Origin of the sequence: Paenibacillus sp. A3M_27_13 (assembly GCF_024213315.1) — a bacterium.
GTDB lineage: Bacteria > Bacillota > Bacilli > Paenibacillales > Paenibacillaceae > Paenibacillus > Paenibacillus polymyxa_B.
In genome coordinates this window covers 849,208-867,687 of record NZ_JANAVE010000001.1, presented here as the reverse complement: position 1 = coordinate 867,687, position 18,480 = coordinate 849,208, and the positions used below count along the sequence as shown (strand labels likewise).

Here is an 18,480-nt window from a genome sequence, read left to right as displayed (position 1 = left end):
GCAATGAAAAAAGGAAGAATGTTCTATACTATTTTTATTACGATTCTGGTTTTGGGAATAGGATTGGTGGCCAGTTTTGGCAGCTACATCTATTTTACAACAATTAGCTCCGTTGTGGAGAGAGTTTCCAATACCAAGCAAAGCTACATGGCACAGATCAGAAATAGTCTGGAGCAGAAAATTCAAACGATTGAATATGCTTTTAATACGTATAGCACGACCAGTTCCTTTAATGATGTTGTGAAAAATCCCATTACAGAAAAAGATTTTATAGCGTATCGGAATGTGAATACTCAGCTCAATTATATTGCTACGATGGGATTAGAGGGAACGGAATATTCACTCATCAGTCTGGATCAGAATTGGAGAATCTCCAATGGAAGCCTGTCCTATTTGACGAAAACGGAACGAGAAAAGCTGATTAGTACCTATATCGACCACCAAGAGAAGGGACTATTCTGGGTTAAAACAGATAAAGGAATTCGTTTTGTTAATACCTTGCCTGTATTCTCTAAGAAGAAGCAAGCCATTGCTTTGTCGGATATTTCGCTGCAAACGTTAAATCATACGATTCAAACCGAGGATCATATGGCTGTTTTTATTTTGAATAAACAAGGCGATTTAATGTATGAAACCCAGCCTGCTGAACAATTATTGTCCACCCAACAGCTTCAGCATATTTCAGAAGCTGCAGTGAAGCCGAACAACACAGGTATGTTAACTTTGGAGAAAACGGATCAGCAGCCTGCACGACAAGTCATTTATGCCAAATCTGCTTACAACAATTGGACTTACTTAACGGTATTAGATAAGAAAGAAATTGCGGATGCCTTTCAAACGACCAAATTTGGGATCATCATGATGGGACTTGTATTAACGCTCTTAATGGTGGTAGTGGCGTACTTCATTGCCATTTACTTTACAAAGCCATTTCAGCAAATAAAACGAAGCTTGCCTAAAAATCCTAATTTCGCTTTCAAAAATGAACCTTCTAAAAATGAAATTGAATGGATTATTAATTCAATCGATAACATTGTAACCGAGAAAGAAAGCTTGGAAAGTCTCATTCAGTCCGAAATGCCACAGTTGGAAACCCAATTGATTCTCAACCTGTTCCGCAAACGTATTTCTGCAGAGGAATTGGCACGAAAAATGCCACGCTTGGGTTATCCGCCGATCGAGAATCAAATGTATATTACCTTGTTAGTCCAACTGGATAATCTGGGAGATCGAGAGCCCTCGGATAAAGATGTTTTGCTGCTGGCTATTAATAAAATCGTAGAAGAAACGATTCCAGAGCAGCAGCGAATGCTTCCCATCATTTTGAACGATAACACTCAGGCCACCATATTAATTCTGACAGGTAAGAGCGAACAGGAAATGAGAAAGCAAGTCCTAGATGATGCGACCCTTTTGGTTCGAAACGTAAAAGAGTATTTGAATGTATCCATCAGCATCGGCATTAGTACTGCGTATGATAACTTATTAGAAAGTAAAGAAGCCTGTGAGATGAGCAAGCAAGCTTTGCATCACCGTTTAAATTTAGGCAAAGAATCAATTATTTTTTATGAAGATATTTCCATGGTCATTTCAGGTCCGGTGCTGCTTCATTATCCTACGGAATTGGAATCAAAACTGTTTGATGCCATCCGAATAGGGGACGAAGAGCAGGTATACCATACCGTGCACTCTTTATTGGAGGAAATGATGATAAAAAACAATCATTCCATGAACTTTGAAGTGCTGTTGGTACGGTTTGTGAATAACCTCATCCAATTGGAGCAGCTATTAGGGATTGAAGTGCTGCTGACGCAAGACAATCATGCCTTGTATCATCGTTTGCTGGACATCCGTAACCCGGAAGAGATAGAACGTATGCTGATAGAGCAAGTTATTTTCCCCATGGTAAAAAGCATGAAGGAGAAGACCAACCAGCAATTCCGCTGTCTCTCGGAAAAAATTGCGGCTATTATCCGTGCTGAATATGACCAGGAATTATCATTAGAACTCATTGGAGACCGACTTCATTACAATCCGAATTATTTAAGCAGTATTTTCAAAAAAGAATACGGAACGACGTTTAGTGAATATCTAATGGGCTACCGGTTACAAATGGGCAAGAAATGGCTTGTTGAGACCGATATGACGATTAAAGAAATCGCTGAGCGACTGCAATATCATAATTCGCAAAACTTTATCCGCTCTTTTCGGAAAAAGGAACAGGTTACACCGGGAGCTTACCGAAAGATGAAGCAAGCCAATTAGCCTTTAACCGCTCCTAATAAAGCTCCTTTGACAAAGTGCTTTTGCACAAATGGATACACGATTAACATCGGAACGGTCGCAATGACAATGACTGCCATCTTAATCGTCTGCGCAGGCGGGATGACATCTACAGCAGTTCCTTCTGCCTGCATACCACTGGAAACGATTACAATTTGACGTAGCAAGACTTGAATCGGCCATTTTGCAGAATCATTAATATAGAGAATGGCGTGCATATACGTATTCCAGTAGGCAACAGCGTAGAATAGAGAGATGGTTGCAATAGAAGGCAGGGCTAACGGCAACATAATTTTAAAGAAGATACCAAAATCGTTGCACCCGTCCATCTTGGCTGATTCCTCCAAATCATCTGGCAGCGCCTGAAAAAAGTTACGCATGATAATCAGGTTAAACGCATTAATGGCCACGGGAAGAATCAAGGACCAATACGAATTGATAAGCCCCATACTTTTTACAACCAGGAATGTCGGAATCATCCCCCCACTAAACAACATAGAGAACACTACAATGAAGTTAATCGTATTGCGGCCAAGTAGATATCTTCGGGATAATCCATAAGCCATAAAAGCAGTAAATATCATACTTACAACTGTACCGACGACCGTTACTCCAACCGAAACCCCGAGACCTCTAAAAATGGTGGGAGTCGACAGAATATAGCGATAGGCATCCAAGGAAAAAGTAACTGGGAATAAAATGAACTTCTTGGCTATCACTTCTTCAGTTGAGGCAAAAGAGCTGGCGATGATATTCAAAAAAGGTAAGAGACAAGTGAGGGCAATGAGAATCAATAGTGTGCTGTTTACAATGTTGAAAATACGGCTGCCCAGCGATTCTTTTTTTCGTAATTTTTGTTTTCGTAATGGTTGCGTCAATGTGGTTGACCTCCTCGTAATCGTTTACATGTCAACCTTATCAAGAGGAAAGAATTCCGTATATAATCAAATCTTGAGGTGTTCTCTAATCATGGAGAAAAGCGGATGATCATTAGGTTGTGTTGTAATCATTAGCTAAGGTGAAAAGGTTGAAAAGTAGGCTGTATACTCAATTTTGTAAACGCTATCATTTGATGATTATATGCGGAATGCTGAAAATCGCGTACTCTTGAAAACGTATACAGGAATGTTTGAAGGAGGTCGAACTAATGAAAGTTTCAAGTGTCCCCGCACCAAACATGAAAATGAAAAAGAACAAAAGAACGACGGAAAGCCTTTTACGAATGCAGAAACACAAGTTGCTCTATTTAATGGTTTTACCCGGACTGGTGTACTTCATTATTTTTAAGTACTTTCCTATGGGGGGATTGGTGATTGCATTTCAGGATTATCAAGCTTTTCAGGGAATCACGGGCAGTCCATGGGTAGGAATGAAGCATTTTATTCGTTTGTTTACCGAGCCTACGTTTTTTATGCTGCTTCGTAATACACTGGTTTTGTTTGCGCTGAACATTGTAATCTTTTTTCCATTGCCCATCATTTTGGCACTCATGTTGAACGAGGTTAGGAAGATGTTTTTTAAAAACATTATTCAAACCATCATCTACATCCCGCACTTTATGTCATGGGTTATCATTGTTTCGATTTCTTATGTATTCCTAACCGTAGACGGTGGGGTGCTGAATGAAATGATTGCCGCGCTGGGCGGTGAGAAGATCAGCTTCTTAACTTCTCCGCAATGGCTGCGAACCGTCTACATCGGGCAAGTGATTTGGAAGGAACTCGGCTGGTCTACCATCATTTATCTATCTGCGATTACAGTGGTAGATACGCAATTGTATGAGGCAGCAGAGATGGACGGAGCTGGACGCCTGAGAAAGACATGGCACGTTACCTTGCCTGCGATCCGCCCAGTCATTATTACATTGTTAATTTTGAAGATCGGTAGCACGTTGGATTTGGGCTTTGAGCATATGTATCTGCTATTGAACTCATTAAACCGCGAGGTTGCCGAAATCTTTGACACCTACATTTATACTGCGGGCTTAAAGAATGGACAATTAAGTTTCAGTACGACGGTAGGACTTTTTAAAGGTGTAGTAGGGTTAATCCTGATTATGGGCTCCAATCGACTGGCCAAGAAATTTGGTGAAGACGGCGTTTACTAATGACGACGGGAAGGATGCAAAATGGTACGGTTTGTAGAAAACATGAACAAATGGTGCATGCGCCTGCTGCGCCTGGTCTACCTTAACTTGCTTTGGACGGTTGCGACGATTCTGGGCTTGGGTTTTATAGGCGTTGGGCCTGCAACCGTTGCTATGCTTAGTATTTTAAGGCAGTGGATTCGGGGCAATGAGGAAGTCGCCATTTTCTCGACGTTTGTACGTTACTTTAGAGAAAGCTTTAAAGAAGCAGCAATCATTGGCGGGCTTTACAGCCTTGTGGGTTACGTGCTCTACGTGGATATAGTCAACGTCTCGTCCTGGTATGTTCGTGTGGTGACGCTTATTGGAGCCTTTTTGTATCTCATCTCTTTGGCCTACATTTTCCCGCTGCTGGCTCACTATGATTGGAAAGGTATCGGACTGAAGGTCAAAATGTCGATAGTGATTGGATTTTCGTATTTACAATATACGCTTGTTCTTTTTGTAGCCATTGTCGTGCTTTTTGCATTGATTCTAGGCTTGTACCCAGGAATTCTAACTTTTGCCGGAGCAAGTATTATGGGTTATCTCGTGATGTGGATGACGCATCAGGTGTTCAGCAAAATAGAGCGAGAGGTTCTGGTGAAAGAGGAAGATATGGCATAAATATATAAACAGAAAAGGAGCAAACACGATGAAAAAGGGAATCACGACGAAAAAGGGAGTATCGGGCCTTCTTGCTGTACTAATGGTCATGAGTGTTTTTTTAGCTGCTTGCGGTGACAAGGGAGCTGAGGATCAAAGCGGCCAAACCTATGATCCGAAGTCCAAACTGGAATTTACCTGGTTAAACGTATTGCATACAGCTTCTCCGCCTACAGAAACGATCAAAAGCAAAATTGAAGAATACACCAATTCTAAAATCACGTTCAATTGGGTGCCTGACGCTTCCAAAGAAGAGAGAATCACTACCGCGCTTGCATCCGGCGAATTGGCCGATATGGTGACTCTGACGATGATGACAAATTCTTCAGTACGAAGCTCTTTGAAATCAGGGCTATTCTGGGATGTAGGAAAGTATTTGGATGATTATGAAAATTTGAAGAAAATCCCGCCTGAAGTTCGGGAAGCCGCATCCATTGAAGGGGTACTGTATGGCGTTCCGTTCCAGAAGAATCTGGCTCGGGCGGGTCTGGTCATTCGCCAGGATTGGCTGGATCGCTTGGGACTGAAGGTGCCGACGACACTGGATGAGTTGTATGAAGTTGCGAGAGCGTTTACAGAAGATGATCCGGATGGAAATGGAAAAAATGATACGACTGGGTTTGTTGACAGATCGGATCTACGCTACAGCAGCTTCAAAACTTTAAGTTCCTACTTTGGCACACCTAATGGCTGGAAAGTAGATGAAAGCGGAAAATTTACGCCGGAATTTGATACTCCTCAATATTTGGAGACCTTAAAGTATTCCAATAAATTATACAAAAATGGATATCTTTCTAAAGACTTTGCTGTAACCGCTAAAACGGACCAGCAGCAACAATTTGCACAAGGTAAAGCAGGTATTTATACAGGCATGATCGATATCTCTAACCTCAGAACCTTGTCCCAAGGCTTACAAAAGGGGCTGAAGCTGGTACCGGTTAACAAGATTTCGAATGGAGATGGCAAATACCACGTATGGTCTGAGGGAAGCGGGGTAGGAGGTTTGCTGGCATTTCCGAAATCCGAAGTAAAAACAGAAGCTGAGTTGAAGAGACTGCTGCAATTTGTAGATGATTTAATTGACAAAGATGTATATATGTATATGACCGGCGGTATAGAAGGCACTCATTATAAGATCGAAAAAGATGGAGCCTTCAAAATTACGAATACAGATTTGTGGCAAGCAGATGTTCAGCCGTTTTCAAGCTCCAGACCAAGTGAAGTGACCTACAACTTAAAAGATGCCAATCCAGAGAAGGAACTGGCTAATGAATTAGTCCGAGAAAATAATGAATTTGCTGTTCTGGACCCAACCGTGCCACTGGATTCAGTCACCGCTAATGAGCAAGGAACAGAGCTGGAGAAAATCATTACCGACGCCTCCTTCAAATTTATTATGGGTGAGCTTGACGAAGCAGGATTTAAAGCAGCCGTAGAAAACTGGAAAAACTCCGGTGGATCACGGATTACTGCTGAGTACGAGGAAGCGTATAAGAAAACGAAAAAATAATAGCTGAGCATGGCTGTTGCCCCCAGACTCCTTGAATAATTTCTTGGATGTTGAAATCCGGGGGCAGCTTATGCTTTCTTCCCAATACAAAATGGATCTAACATTCACAAAATATAAAGACAGGAGAGAACGAAATGCAATTGTATAACATTGTAGATTATGGAGCAGTTCAGGATGGCACGACGCTGGTTACGGGAGCGATTGCGGCTGCCATTGAAGCGGCCAGCAATGCTGGAGGAGGAACCGTTTTTGTTCCGTCTGGGACGTATCTGACAGGTGCTATCTTTCTGAAAAGTAACATTGAGCTGCATGTAAGCCCTGGCGCAACTCTGTCCTTCAGTACGGAACTGGCTGATTACCCTGTAGTAGAATCCAGATGGGAAGGCGTTCAGCGGGAAGTGCATGCGTCATGCATTTATGGGCAGAACCTTGAGAATATTTCAGTTACAGGTAGCGGAACGCTGGATGGAAATGGTCAGCCGTGGTGGGAAAAGCACCGCAATCATCCAGAGGAGTTACAGTATCCGAGACCCAAATTAATCAGCTTTGACCGTTGTCAGCGGGTTACCATTAAAGATGTTATGTTAAAAAATTCCCCCAGTTGGACTGTAAACCCCATCGCTTGCTATAACGTTACAATTGATAATTTGTCCATTCTTAACCCGGCGGACTCCCCCAATACGGATGGCATTAATCCTGAATCCTGTTCCAATGTTCGTATTAGCAACTGCAATATAGATGTGGGCGATGACTGTATTGCGATCAAAGCAGGAACTGAAGATACACAAGAGCGAATTCCATGTGAAAATATTACGATTACCAACTGTACGATGGTGCATGGACATGGCGCAGTCGTACTGGGAAGCGAAATGAGTGGTGACATTCGTAATGTTACGATCAGCAATTGCGTGTTCAAGCAAACGGATCGGGGCATACGTCTGAAATCCAGACGAGGACGTGGCGGAACCATCGAGGATATTCGCGTCAGCAACATTGTGATGGAAGATGTAATTTGTCCATTTATTCTGAATCTTTATTATTTCTGCGGCCCTCGGGGCAAAGACAAATATGTGTGGGACAAAAATCCCTATCCGATTACCGATGAAACCCCGTGCTTTAGACGAATCCATTTTTCCGATATTACGGCACGACAGGTTCATGCGGCTGCTGGATTCTTATACGGACTTGCAGAACGATATATTGCTGAAATCACATTTTCCAATATTGATATTTCTATGGCTAAAAATGCAATTCCCGGTCGTCCGGCCATGATGACAGGGATAGAAGATATGAACAACCGTGGTTTTTATCTAGGTAACGTGAAGGATATTCGTTTTCAACATGTGACGATTGAGAATCATGAAGGTCCTGCCTTTTATATTGAAAATGGGGAAGACGTTGAAATCAATCGTTGCCATTCGAAGAATACAGCTCAGCCCGAAAAGCTGATAGAACAAGTAACGATACAACCTTCTGAACAAAATATGATGAATTAGGAGGGCATGAAAGGAGGTACAACGTGGATAAGTTGCAAGCATTGTTGGGAGACCTTCCGGCAGATCGCCCTGTAACGGCAACTCTGCTGAATCAAGAAGAGCGTGAGGGATATCGACTGGAGTGTCTCCTGCTGGACTTGAACGGGATCGAGTCTGTACCCGCTTATGTAGCTACACCCTTACAAGGGAACGGTCCGTTCCCATTGGTCGTTTTTAACCATTCGCATGGAGGCAATTATACGAACGGGCGCAAGGAACTGATCCATAGCAGTTCTTACTTACAGCAGCCCTCGTTTGCTACAACTCTGACAGACATGGGATACTGCGTATGCTGCATTGACATGTGGGGATTTAATGAACGTGGAGGCAAAACCGAGAGCGAGCTGGTAAAGGAAATGCTCTGGCAGGGCCAAGTGATGTGGGGCATGATGCTGTATGATAACCGTCGTTTGGTGGATTATATGTGCCAGCGTGAGGACATTGATGCTTCTCGTATCGGAACAATCGGTATGTCGATGGGTGGACTCATGGCATGGTGGATGGCTGCGTTAGATGAACGGATACAGGTCACGGTTGATATTTGTGGACAGGTAGATGCCCATACGCTGATCGCCAAAAGGGGATTGGACCATCATGGCTTCTACTCCTATGTCCCCGGCTTGCTGAAGCATTTTACCACCTTGGATATTCAAAAGCGGATCGTACCTCGTCCACGGATGAGTATAACAGGTCAAAATGACCGGATGTGTCCTATTGAAGGAGTCGAGCATTTGGCAAAAGGGCTGCTGGAAGCTTACCAGGAGGCAGGTCACCCTGAGCATTGGCAGCCTGTGATTGCGGGCGGTGGACATATGGAGACGTTGGAAATGCGAACGGCGTGGCAGTCATTTTTAGCTGAACACCTGTAAATCAAATGAAGGGATCGGGGTACCATGCTAGTTGGAAAAGAATCCTTTTGTGATTTCCATACGATTCAGGAGGCGATTGCTGTATTGGAGCAGTCAGCTTCCAACGAAATGGAAACGCTAACTATTTTATCAGGTACTTATGAGGAAGAGGTACGAATTTACCGTTCATATCTTCATATTATAGGCATCGGGCAGGTAGAGATTCGAATGGATCGGTATGCCAAAGAGAGGGATGAAGCGGGTGAGGAAATAGGGACCTTTGCGACACCTACTTTATTTTTAGGCGGTAGCCATCTGATCTTGGAAAATCTCACAATTTCCAACACGGCAGGACAGGGAGAAGCCATTGGGCAGGCCGTTGCGGTATACGCTCATTGTGATGAAACGGTCTTTAGAAACTGTACCTTTAAAGGGCACCAGGATACTTTATTTACAGGCCCTCTACCTCCTGCACCGAAAGAACGACTCCAGTTTGGTGGAATCCATTTGAAGGAGCATCATAGGCACTATCGGCAGCTCTATCAGCATTGTTATATAGAGGGTACGGTGGACTTTATTTTTGGTGGGGCTACCGCGTATTTTGAAGATTGCGAAATTCGCAGTTTACGCCATCATAAGAACCAAACGAGCTACGTTACAGCTGCCTCTACGCCGCAAGGACAAGCGTATGGTTATGTATTCAACCATTGCTACCTAACTGCAGAGCCTGATATTACTCCGGTTTTTTTGGGGCGTCCGTGGCGGGAATATGCCAAGACCGTATTTGTCGATTGTAAAATGGGCGATCATATTGACCCACGTGGCTGGGACAATTGGGACAATGTTGCGAACGAGAAAACCGTCTGTTATCAAGAATATAACGGACACGATGAAGTTGCTACGTTACGTAAGCAGCGTGTTCCGTGGGCGGATTGTTTTGAAGCGGGAACAGAAGCATGGAGCAAGGAACAGGTTTTTGCTGAAGTTACATTTTGGAAGTAAGGAGAAGTGAGGTCTCATGATGATCCAAAATCCCATATTAAAAGGCTTTAATCCCGATCCGTGTATTACACGTGTCGAAGATACTTACTATATTGTGGTGTCATCGTTTGAGTGGCTGCCTGGAGTGCGGGTGTACCAGTCCAAAGATTTGGCAAATTGGGAGCATTGTACAGATATTTTGACCGATCAGGTTGACTTAAGAGGTAATCCTAAAAATTGCAGCATTTGGGCACCGCAGCTTAGCTATGCAGATGACCTTTTTTATCTGCTCTATACGGATGTGAAAAGCACCAAACGTCCGTTCAAGGATGTTCATAATTTTGTGATGACGGCGCCTACGATCCAAGGACCGTGGTCGGACCCCGTTTATCTTAACAGTAGCGGATTTGATCCGTCTTTATTTCATGATGAGGACGGACGTAAATGGCTGTTGAACGCATTGTGGGATTACCGCATGTTGGAAAGCAATAAATCTTCCGGTATAGTCATGCAGGAGTATGACAGCAAGCAACAACAGCTCATTGGCGAGCCTGTTAAAATCTTTGATTGTACTCCTTTAAAGAAAACAGAAGCGCCTCACATCTACAAGCAAAACGGATATTATTATCTTGTTACAGCGGAAGGCGGAACGGGTACGGGGCATGCCGTTACCGTAGCACGCTCGAAGCAGATATCCGGGCCATATGAAGTAGACCCGCACAACCCAATGCTTACGTCACGTGATCAACTTGATTTCCCGTTACAATGCGCAGGACATGGCAGTCTTGTACAAACACCAGACGGCGAATGGTACATGGCTCATTTATGCACACGTCCAGTAGAGGGGAAATATGCCATTTTAGGACGGGAAACAGCCTTGCAGCAAGTGTACTGGAATGATGAAGGCTGGCTGCGATTAACTGCTGGGGGCCATACACCTCAATTGGAGGTACCCGCACCTCAAGGGATGTTCTCGGTTAAGCAAGAGCAGCAGAGTTATGTTTTTAAGGATTTTTTCGAGGGACCCACATTAGATAAAACGTGGAACACATTGCGTATCCTGGCGGACGATAGCTGGTGTTCATTAAGCCAGCGCCCAGGCTACCTTCGCATTCTGGCTGGAGAATCCATTCAAAGTCTGTTCCAGCATCACGTGCTTGCCATTCGGCAAACGGATCATCATTTCCGGGTAGAAACAGCATTGGAGTATAAGCCGACAAGCTATTTACAAATGGCGGGGCTACTACTGTACCTTAATGAAGAAGATTATTTGTATGCCTATATTAGCTATGAGGAGGGGCAAGGGAAGGTACTGCGCATGATGCGATGTGAAGCCAATACATTTACCTTAGTTCCTCAAGCAATTACGCTTCAGGACGATCTTCCTATACATTTAGCTGTGGAAGTCCATGCATCCCACGGGCAATTTTATTATGGAGTCGGAGACAAACCTGCTTGGAAGCGGCTTTTTGAAATGCAGGATATCAGCTTTTTATCCGGGGGTTTTACAGGAAATTTTGTAGGTATTGCTGCTCATGATATGCAACAATTCCAAGGAAGCTACGCTGATTTTTCTCATTTCTTCTATCATGGTAAGGATCATCTTTCCTCATAAAAAAACATGATAATGATTATGTTGAAAGCACCTTAATGGGTGCTTTTTTCGTTGTTTCTGCACTTTACCTTTTCACATTATAACTTCGCAAAATCTCCAAAAAAGCGGTGCTTGCTTTCGTTTCAAATGTCGAAGAAGGAGTTAGGAAGGAGAATTTTCGAATAACCGGAAGATTACGAATATCCAGTACTTTTAATGTTCCCAGAGCAAGTTCCTTCTGAATGACCCATTGGGACAGCAAAGAAATCCCCAAGCCTGCTTCTACAGACTCTTTGATGATCTGTGTACTGCCAAAATTCATCATATGAGAAGGGGAGAACTGAAACCGTGCAAACATTTTTTCAGCCGCTTCCCGGGTTCCAGAACCTTCTTCCCGCAGAATCCAGATGTCCTCTTGCAGCTCACTTACATCCACTTGAGATTTACCAGCCAAACGGTGATTTTGCGGAACGACGATATACATTCTATCATCAGCAAATGATTCGATGTGTAAATGGTCATGCTGAAATTCTCCTTCGATAATGCCTACATCCAGTTGATTATGGATCATGAGTTTTTCAATTTCCTGGGTGTTGCCGATGGTAATGGAGGGCTGAATGAGTGGATACCGGACCCTCATTTGCGCGATCACATGCGGCAGCACATATTCGCCATACGTGTAGCTTGCGCCGATCGACAGGTTTCCTTTTGCTGTATGCATCAGCTCGTCCACCAAATACTGCATCCGTGTATGGAGACGGATAATCTCCTGAGCATGATGATACACAATTTCACCTGCTTTGGTTAAGCGTACATACTTATTGCTACGCTCCAGGAGGCGGGTTCCTACGCTACGTTCCAGCGTTTGAATATATTGACTTACCGCAGGTTGGGTCATGTGTAACACCTCGGCAGCTCGTGTGAAATTTTGTTTCTCCGCGACCATAACAAATACGATTAAAGATTGGTCCAAGGCCCATTCCTCCAAATTCATAATATCTATTTACTTATTATCATTATTATAATGATTTATTTTTCTTATGACAAAAAACATATTAAGCTGGATGCATGTAGAATTGGAGGGGTTCACCATGAACAGTCATACACAACACACCAAATTATTTTCGAACAGAGGTCGATTATTCCAGCGTATATTTGGCATTGTCCTCACGATGTTATTTGCTTTGGCAGGCTATGGCCTGAACGAATTGCCAGGCTTTCATTATGTAGGTCCATTGGCTTGTGCCATGTTTCTCGCTATTCTGTACCGACAGTTGTGGGGATACCCTGAAGCTGTGCGCTTGGGAGTTGAGTTTTCAGCAAAGAAAATACTACGTGGAGCTATTGTGTTATTTGGGCTGAAGTTGAACATGGATGTTGTCATTCATCATGGACTTGGTTTACTTTTGCGTGATGTGGGCACTGTTGTATTTTCCATCTTTTTTACGGTTTGGCTGGCAAAACGTTTCAAGGCAGATGCTTCGCTTTCGCTTCTTCTTGGTATTGGAACAGGAGTTTGCGGTGCAGCAGCGATTGCAGCGGTTTCTCCCTTGTTAAAATCCAAAGATGAGGATACAGCCATAGGGGTAGGACTCATTGCCTTGGTTGGAACGGTATTTGCCATTTTATTTACTGTGCTTCGGCCCTGGCTTCCTTTGACGGATATGCAATATGGAATCTGGTCGGGTATCAGTTTACATGAAATTGCACATGTGGCCTTAGCTGCAGCCCCTGCCGGACAGGATGCACTTGCAATGGGCTTATTAGCCAAACTGGGGCGTGTTTTCTTACTCATACCGCTCAGCTTTGTTTTAATGGTTTGGATGAAACGAACTGGAAAAATTCGTACAGACGCTAAAGTGGAGTTCCCCTGGTTCCTCATCGGCTTTATGGCTACAAGTATTGTGGGCAGCTATGTTTTTGGAAAATATATTGTAGTTCCATCTAGTCTGACGAACGGAATTTCTCAAGTTACCACCTTTATGTTAACGATGGCTATGGTAGGCATGGGGCTGAATGTGAGCTTTAAGGCTTTGCGGGAGAAAGCAATGCTTCCCTTACTGGTACTGTCTGTTACTTCGATCATTCTTATAGGGTTAACATTTTTAACAGTGTGAACATGAAGTATTCGTTTGTGATAAGATTGCTAGTAAACTAGATTAATAAAACTGGAAAAAGCTCTGCTTGCTGTATAGCTGGCAGAGTTTTTTAGTACTTTTGTATGATAAGACTGAAATATATACTGAATCAATCGTAACTTTTTACATATGATTCGCGTCTATCAAAATGGAGGTCCTGAGAATCATAGAGTGCAAGAATTTCATAAGCGAAAATTTAGAGAATGGTAGGGTACATAATGAAGAAAATTTGTTTATTTGCTTTTTTGTTTCTGTTTCTACTAGCATTTCCAAGAGAAAGTCATGCTGCATCTTCGAGTTCACATCTTCAGTTGGATGGTAAAGATATAAGTGTTGGCAAAGGTGTTCAGATTCAAGAAGTAAAGGGGAATGTACTGGTTCCACTCCGTCTCATTGTAGAGGAATTGGGTTATAGCGTGAATTGGGAGTCCAAGACAGGGACCATAACTATACATAAGCAAAATCTTAACCTCAGTCTTCAGGTCAACAATCCCATAGCCTCTGTCAATGATCATCAAATGGGATTGGCTGTAGCGCCTTTGCTTAGAGAGGGGACGACTTATGTTCCGCTTCGCTTCGTGTCCGAACAGACAGGGATTGATGTGGCCTGGAACAACGAGCTTAAAACTGTGTTCCTGACGACTCCGCCTACTTCAAGCCGCAATAGCGAGTCCACTCATGATCATTCTGCTACTCCAGCTGTAAGTAATTCTAAAGAGAGTGCGCGTACGGCTATAAACCAAATTAGCTTCGCTAATCACCAATTGACTATAGCTGTTAATGGAAAAGCAACCCCCAAAGTAACTACGTTGACTCATGCAGACCGTATTGTTGTAGACATACCTAGTTCAACGTTTTCTGAGGAATTTCTAGCATCGCAATCATTTGACAGTAGTGGACAAGGAAGTTTTCCAGTCACTGAAGATCCAGATGTTTCCCAAGTAAGATACTCCATGTTTAGTACAACCCCCGCATCGGTACGTATTGTGGTTGATCTTAATCACAGCACACCCTTTCATGTACTCAATGCGGATGATGGTAAGGTTGTTATAGCGTTGGATCAGGAAACGGAGGAGCCATCAACTACCGAGGACGTTATACCTACCATACCTGTTGTACCTGCGATTTCTTCTGATGGACACGCGCAAGGAATTGACGTCTCACACTATAATGGCAATATTGATTGGCAGCAAGTGGCAGCGGCAGGTAAGACATTTGCTTTTATTAAAGCTACAGAGGGCACAAAATATCAAGATAATCAATTTTTGATAAATGTACAGGGTGCCAGAGATGCTAACATCTTGGTTGGCGCTTACCACTTTTTGAATGCTACTACCGCGGATGGAGCTCGTCAGGAAGCAGCTAATTTTGCCAGGGCTATAGATTCAGCAGGAGGCAGGCTAGATCTGCCCCCTGTGATGGACTATGAAAATAACCCCAAAGGTCTTACTCCTGCACAAATTAGTGAAGTGGCTCATGCCTTTTTGGATGAAATGGAGAGGCTTACCGGGCGTCAGCCAATCGTATACACGGGCAATGTTTTTGCTTCCAAGTTTGATCCTACATTTTCTATGTATAAACTGTGGGTAGCCCGATACAGCACTACGCAAAAGCCGACCGCGGTTCCAGCTTGGAATAACTGGTGGGCTTGGCAGTACAGTAGCACAGGCAGTGTTCCGGGTATTCAAGGCCAAGTCGATTTGGATGAATACAACGGAACGATAGATGAACTCCGGGCTTCACTGGCAGGAGAGCTCGATTAGCCAAATCATATCATGATCAATCCTCGCGAATCCGGAACGGGATCTGCGAGGATTTTTAATGTCTGATTTGTTTAGTTGGGCATGATCCATACGATTTCGCTGATTCGAACAAAGAATTTTTTTCCGTATACATCTAAAATGACATGGTCGGGCTTACAATCGACTACGCATCCATCAATTCTGCCACGTGTTGTCTCAAGTACAACGTACTTGCCGATCACCGATTTTAATGTTTCTACGACGTATGGATCTACAGGGTGCACCACGACGTGATGAGAGGTAGGATGGTGAGGAAAAGGTTGATTAACGTTGTAATTGAGCATTTGATTTGAATTCAATTGCTTCACTCCTTCAAGATTAGTTGTGTTATCCTATGCTCCTGCCTAGGAAAGGTGTAGGCTAATGCCCATCAGCGAAAACATTCATAACATTGCCGAAAAGCCCGGTCCATAGGAAAGCTCAATACATAAGCTATGTTGTACCTTGAATTGAAGGAGGCAATGACCATGAGTGAATGTGAAAGAGGTTGTGGTGGCGGTTCAGTAGGGGGCTACCCAGGAGTATGGACATCGACAGGAGCTATCCTGGTACTGTTCATTTTGCTCGTTATCATTACTAAGTCTTTATGGGTTTAAATTGAAATGAGTAGCTTAACCCCCCATCGGTATATAACCGATGGGGGGTTAAGTGCTTTAGAGGATGGAACGTATGATAAAACACCTCAAATAACAGCGTACAGGCCCTACACAAACTGTGCCGGGCTGGGCAGCTGTCATTTGAGGTACATTGGCATCTATAGACAGGAACGGACAATGGAACAGAGATTAAATTAACGCAATCGCCAGCAGGGTGAACAAGCTCAAAGTTAAGATTTGATTCCCATACCCGTAGCCAGGATAAAAGGCAGACGTTTGTACACGTCCGTTCCGTTCTTTTTTTAAGTACACATTATTACGATCCACATCCATAATGGTTCCTTCGTACTGTTTTCCGTCAACGGTGAGAATACGCACTTTTTTATTCATGCAGTTCAAACAGTTGTAATAAGCGTCCATTCCATCACCCCCTCTTATACATTGGCATTTTATGAGAGGGACGGTCTTATGGTAACGGCGAACATACAGGGAAAAGGTATTCCCTCGAACTTAAGGCCTGACTAGAGTTAGCCTATTCTTGATAGGGATTAAAAGAGAAGCCAGGATATCCATTGGTATGGGCGTAACCTCTTTGGGGGGCGACCTGAGGGTGGGGTGAAGTATCGGCAAGCCTTACATGTATCCCAGGTTTTCGGGGGGGCTGCTGCTTGCAGTCATTGGGAGGACCGATGATGACAGGCTTTTTAATTGGGGCGAGTGCTTCCTGAATCTTATTCTCATTCAGGCAGTAAGTATGAGCCAGAATGTTACTTGGCGTTAGCCGCAAAATGTCGGAGCCCAGTATGAATTCAGGGGTCGGAGCATTAAAAATGGTCAACAAATGAGTGTTGTCCATCGTGGCGACCAGATAATGCCACCATCCCTGAGGAACGTTAGCCACTTGGCCAGGTGTGATCGGAAAATGTCGTAACTCGAGGGTGAAGGGGTTAATCAGTGACACGGTTACTGCTCCAGAGATGCAGTATACCAGTTCTGTGGCATTTTGGTGATAGTGAGGCTCCACAACATTAGCTGTGCTAAGGCGAATATCCAGCAGCGATACATTCGCCAATGTATTCAGCTGCTGGATCGACAGCTCGTTGATCGAGTTTTGAGCATCCTTCTGAAACAAAACATTGTCTCTTAAATCATAGGTAAATTGTACAGTAGGGGAGGTGTAATCCATATATGAATCCACGCGTCGTTTCCTGCCTTTCTATTATTCGAAATTTGATGATCGTACGCTACCCTATGCATACGCCCATGTATGTGTGCGCGGATATGTGATTTGAATTAGTAGAAATCAGGCTCCGGTCCCGGGCAAGTTGAAGCGAAAAATAGCGAAAAAAGTCACGTATTCAAGTGTGGTCAGAACATGATCCATTGTTCTTAATACACGTCATCCCTTTAGGGATGGCGTTTTATTTGCTTGGGTAGTCTTAGGACCAGAGCCGGATGATACGTAAATGCGGCTTATGGTATACTGCAACGGACGTGTGAAAGCATGATTGTCCCATTCCGTATGTAGCCACGCGTCATTTCTGCAGCTAGGCATAAGTTATGTCATAAGAAACATCATCGGATAAACGTCCCTGAGTTGTACAGGCCGGAATGGTTGCACCGGACAGAACATGAAAGAGGAGGTTGTCTGGAATATGAAAAAGTTATCTATTTTAATCCTGTCCTGCGCATGTATGTTAGGTACTGTATTGTCAGTCGCACCAGGACAAGCACAAGCACAAACGTCAGCTTTGAAGAAAGGGGTTCAAAGCGAACGGGTGCTGGAGCTTCAACAGCAGCTTCATTCGCTCGGTTATTTCAAGGCTGGGTTTACTGGGTACTATGGTTCTCTGACCAGTAAAGCGGTGGCTCGTTTTCAACGGGATAACGGTCTGACACCTGATGGAGTAGCCGGAGCGGCTACACAAGCCAAGCTGGAATCCTTCGGAGAGGTGCGCGTAACCGCGCTGGATCAACTGGCTCGTATCATTTATTCTGAGGCTCGCGGGGAATCGTTTGAAGGTCAAGTGGCTGTCGGCGCTGTCGTATTAAACCGTGTTCAGTCCGGTGAGTTTCCAAGCTCGATCCCGGACGTTATTTTGCAGCCTGGTCAATTCACCGCTGTACAGGATGGTCAATACCGCCTGAAACCCAACAAGACTGCGTACCGTGCAGCCAGACAGGCACTTAATGGTGCTGATCCGACCAATGGGTCCTTGTTTTATTACAACCCGGCCATTGCTACAGCCAAATGGAGTAAAAGTCGCCCGGCTGTCATCTCACTCGGTCGCCATACGTTTACGAATTAATTTCATATGAGAATACGCAAATTTCTAGCCGTCAGTTGCTTCTTCTAGGAGCAGTGACGGTTTTTTATATTCACAAATTTGTAATATTTTAGT

General features: G+C 43.8%; 17 protein-coding genes. 12 read left to right on the top strand and 5 right to left on the bottom strand.

Translation table 11 applies throughout. The features are described 5' to 3' along the window. Positions 1–3: 3 nt before the first annotated feature. Positions 4–2,265: a helix-turn-helix domain-containing protein gene (locus NLX82_RS03820; protein ID WP_053325758.1), complete on the top strand. Its 2,262-nt coding sequence runs from the start codon at positions 4–6 to the stop codon at positions 2,263–2,265. Here the strand turns inward: NLX82_RS03820 and NLX82_RS03815 are convergent. Then, complete coding sequence (locus tag NLX82_RS03815) at positions 2,262–3,161, bottom strand: carbohydrate ABC transporter permease (RefSeq protein ID WP_028540498.1); 900 nt, start codon at positions 3,159–3,161, stop codon at positions 2,262–2,264. The two genes, NLX82_RS03820 and NLX82_RS03815, sit on opposite strands and share 4 nt — an antisense overlap. A 269-nt stretch (positions 3,162–3,430) precedes the next feature. Here NLX82_RS03815 and NLX82_RS03810 point away from each other — a divergent pair, with 269 nt between their 5' ends. From NLX82_RS03810 to NLX82_RS03780, 7 genes are all read left to right on the top strand, one after another. Next, entirely contained in the window at positions 3,431–4,390 is a 960-nt protein-coding gene (locus tag NLX82_RS03810) for an ABC transporter permease (RefSeq protein WP_023989418.1), read from the top strand. A gap of 21 nt (positions 4,391–4,411) precedes the next feature. Next, positions 4,412–5,035 carry a YesL family protein gene (locus NLX82_RS03805; protein ID WP_023989417.1) on the top strand — a complete coding sequence of 208 codons (624 nt, stop codon included), beginning with the start codon at positions 4,412–4,414 and terminating at the stop codon, positions 5,033–5,035. A gap of 28 nt (positions 5,036–5,063) precedes the next feature. Beyond that, the gene (locus NLX82_RS03800) at positions 5,064–6,584 is read left to right on the top strand and encodes an extracellular solute-binding protein (RefSeq protein WP_028540499.1); all 1,521 of its coding nucleotides are present in this window, start codon (positions 5,064–5,066) and stop codon (positions 6,582–6,584) included. A 134-nt stretch (positions 6,585–6,718) separates the two neighbouring features. Continuing rightward, positions 6,719–8,080 (top strand): glycoside hydrolase family 28 protein, encoded by a 1,362-nt coding sequence (locus NLX82_RS03795; protein WP_068942319.1) that lies wholly within the window; start codon positions 6,719–6,721, stop codon positions 8,078–8,080. Positions 8,081–8,103: 23 nt separating this feature from the next. Further along, positions 8,104–8,988, top strand: a complete 885-nt coding sequence (locus NLX82_RS03790; protein ID WP_068942317.1) for a dienelactone hydrolase family protein — start codon at positions 8,104–8,106, stop codon at positions 8,986–8,988. A 24-nt stretch (positions 8,989–9,012) separates the two neighbouring features. Continuing rightward, positions 9,013–9,969 carry a pectinesterase family protein gene (locus NLX82_RS03785; protein ID WP_023989413.1) on the top strand — a complete coding sequence of 319 codons (957 nt, stop codon included), beginning with the start codon at positions 9,013–9,015 and terminating at the stop codon, positions 9,967–9,969. Between the two features lie 16 nt (positions 9,970–9,985). Next, positions 9,986–11,563, top strand: coding sequence for a glycoside hydrolase family 43 protein (locus NLX82_RS03780; protein ID WP_076295455.1), 1,578 nt, complete (start codon positions 9,986–9,988; stop codon positions 11,561–11,563). A gap of 64 nt (positions 11,564–11,627) precedes the next feature. Here NLX82_RS03780 and NLX82_RS03775 read toward each other — a convergent pair whose 3' ends face one another. Next, positions 11,628–12,515: a LysR family transcriptional regulator gene (locus NLX82_RS03775; RefSeq protein ID WP_023989411.1), complete on the bottom strand. Its 888-nt coding sequence runs from the start codon at positions 12,513–12,515 to the stop codon at positions 11,628–11,630. Between the two features lie 118 nt (positions 12,516–12,633). Between NLX82_RS03775 and NLX82_RS03770 the strand changes: the two genes are divergently transcribed. Then, complete coding sequence (locus NLX82_RS03770) at positions 12,634–13,659, top strand: YeiH family protein (protein WP_053325755.1); 1,026 nt, start codon at positions 12,634–12,636, stop codon at positions 13,657–13,659. A 239-nt stretch (positions 13,660–13,898) separates the two neighbouring features. Continuing rightward, the gene (locus NLX82_RS03765) at positions 13,899–15,443 is read left to right on the top strand and encodes a GH25 family lysozyme (RefSeq protein WP_254347495.1); all 1,545 of its coding nucleotides are present in this window, start codon (positions 13,899–13,901) and stop codon (positions 15,441–15,443) included. 71 nt (positions 15,444–15,514) lie between these two features. Here NLX82_RS03765 and NLX82_RS03760 read toward each other — a convergent pair whose 3' ends face one another. Then, positions 15,515–15,781 carry a DUF2642 domain-containing protein gene (locus NLX82_RS03760; RefSeq protein WP_025719729.1) on the bottom strand — a complete coding sequence of 89 codons (267 nt, stop codon included), beginning with the start codon at positions 15,779–15,781 and terminating at the stop codon, positions 15,515–15,517. A 168-nt stretch (positions 15,782–15,949) separates the two neighbouring features. On the opposite strand from NLX82_RS03760, the gene NLX82_RS27510 reads away from it, so the two are divergent. Continuing rightward, complete coding sequence (locus NLX82_RS27510; RefSeq protein ID WP_013371969.1) at positions 15,950–16,078, top strand: hypothetical protein; 129 nt, start codon at positions 15,950–15,952, stop codon at positions 16,076–16,078. Between the two features lie 189 nt (positions 16,079–16,267). On the opposite strand, the gene NLX82_RS03755 is transcribed toward NLX82_RS27510, so the two are convergent. Further along, positions 16,268–16,498 (bottom strand): LSm family protein, encoded by a 231-nt coding sequence (locus NLX82_RS03755; RefSeq protein WP_023989407.1) that lies wholly within the window; start codon positions 16,496–16,498, stop codon positions 16,268–16,270. 112 nt (positions 16,499–16,610) lie between these two features. Beyond that, positions 16,611–17,276: a cupin domain-containing protein gene (locus tag NLX82_RS03750; RefSeq protein WP_023989406.1), complete on the bottom strand. Its 666-nt coding sequence runs from the start codon at positions 17,274–17,276 to the stop codon at positions 16,611–16,613. 457 nt (positions 17,277–17,733) lie between these two features. On the opposite strand from NLX82_RS03750, the gene NLX82_RS03745 reads away from it, so the two are divergent. Continuing rightward, a complete protein-coding gene (locus tag NLX82_RS03745; RefSeq protein WP_023989405.1) occupies positions 17,734–18,387 on the top strand; it encodes a cell wall hydrolase in 654 nt (217 codons plus the stop codon). Positions 18,388–18,480 lie beyond the last annotated feature (93 nt).

Excerpts from the sequence above, each read along its gene's own strand:
- NLX82_RS03820 (WP_053325758.1), top strand. The coding sequence starts at position 4 with ATGAAAAAAGGAAGAATGTTCTATACTATTTTTATTACGATTCTGGTT.
- NLX82_RS03810 (WP_023989418.1), top strand. The coding sequence starts at position 3,431 with ATGAAAGTTTCAAGTGTCCCCGCACCAAACATGAAAATGAAAAAGAAC.
- NLX82_RS03805 (WP_023989417.1), top strand. The coding sequence starts at position 4,412 with ATGGTACGGTTTGTAGAAAACATGAACAAATGGTGCATGCGCCTGCTG.
- NLX82_RS03800 (WP_028540499.1), top strand. The coding sequence starts at position 5,064 with ATGAAAAAGGGAATCACGACGAAAAAGGGAGTATCGGGCCTTCTTGCT.
- NLX82_RS03795 (WP_068942319.1), top strand. The coding sequence starts at position 6,719 with ATGCAATTGTATAACATTGTAGATTATGGAGCAGTTCAGGATGGCACG.
- NLX82_RS03785 (WP_023989413.1), top strand. The coding sequence starts at position 9,013 with ATGCTAGTTGGAAAAGAATCCTTTTGTGATTTCCATACGATTCAGGAG.
- NLX82_RS03780 (WP_076295455.1), top strand. The coding sequence starts at position 9,986 with ATGATGATCCAAAATCCCATATTAAAAGGCTTTAATCCCGATCCGTGT.
- NLX82_RS03770 (WP_053325755.1), top strand. The coding sequence starts at position 12,634 with ATGAACAGTCATACACAACACACCAAATTATTTTCGAACAGAGGTCGA.
- NLX82_RS03765 (WP_254347495.1), top strand. The coding sequence starts at position 13,899 with ATGAAGAAAATTTGTTTATTTGCTTTTTTGTTTCTGTTTCTACTAGCA.
- NLX82_RS27510 (WP_013371969.1), top strand. The coding sequence starts at position 15,950 with ATGAGTGAATGTGAAAGAGGTTGTGGTGGCGGTTCAGTAGGGGGCTAC.
- NLX82_RS03755 (WP_023989407.1), bottom strand. The coding sequence starts at position 16,498 with ATGGACGCTTATTACAACTGTTTGAACTGCATGAATAAAAAAGTGCGT.
- NLX82_RS03745 (WP_023989405.1), top strand. The coding sequence starts at position 17,734 with ATGAAAAAGTTATCTATTTTAATCCTGTCCTGCGCATGTATGTTAGGT.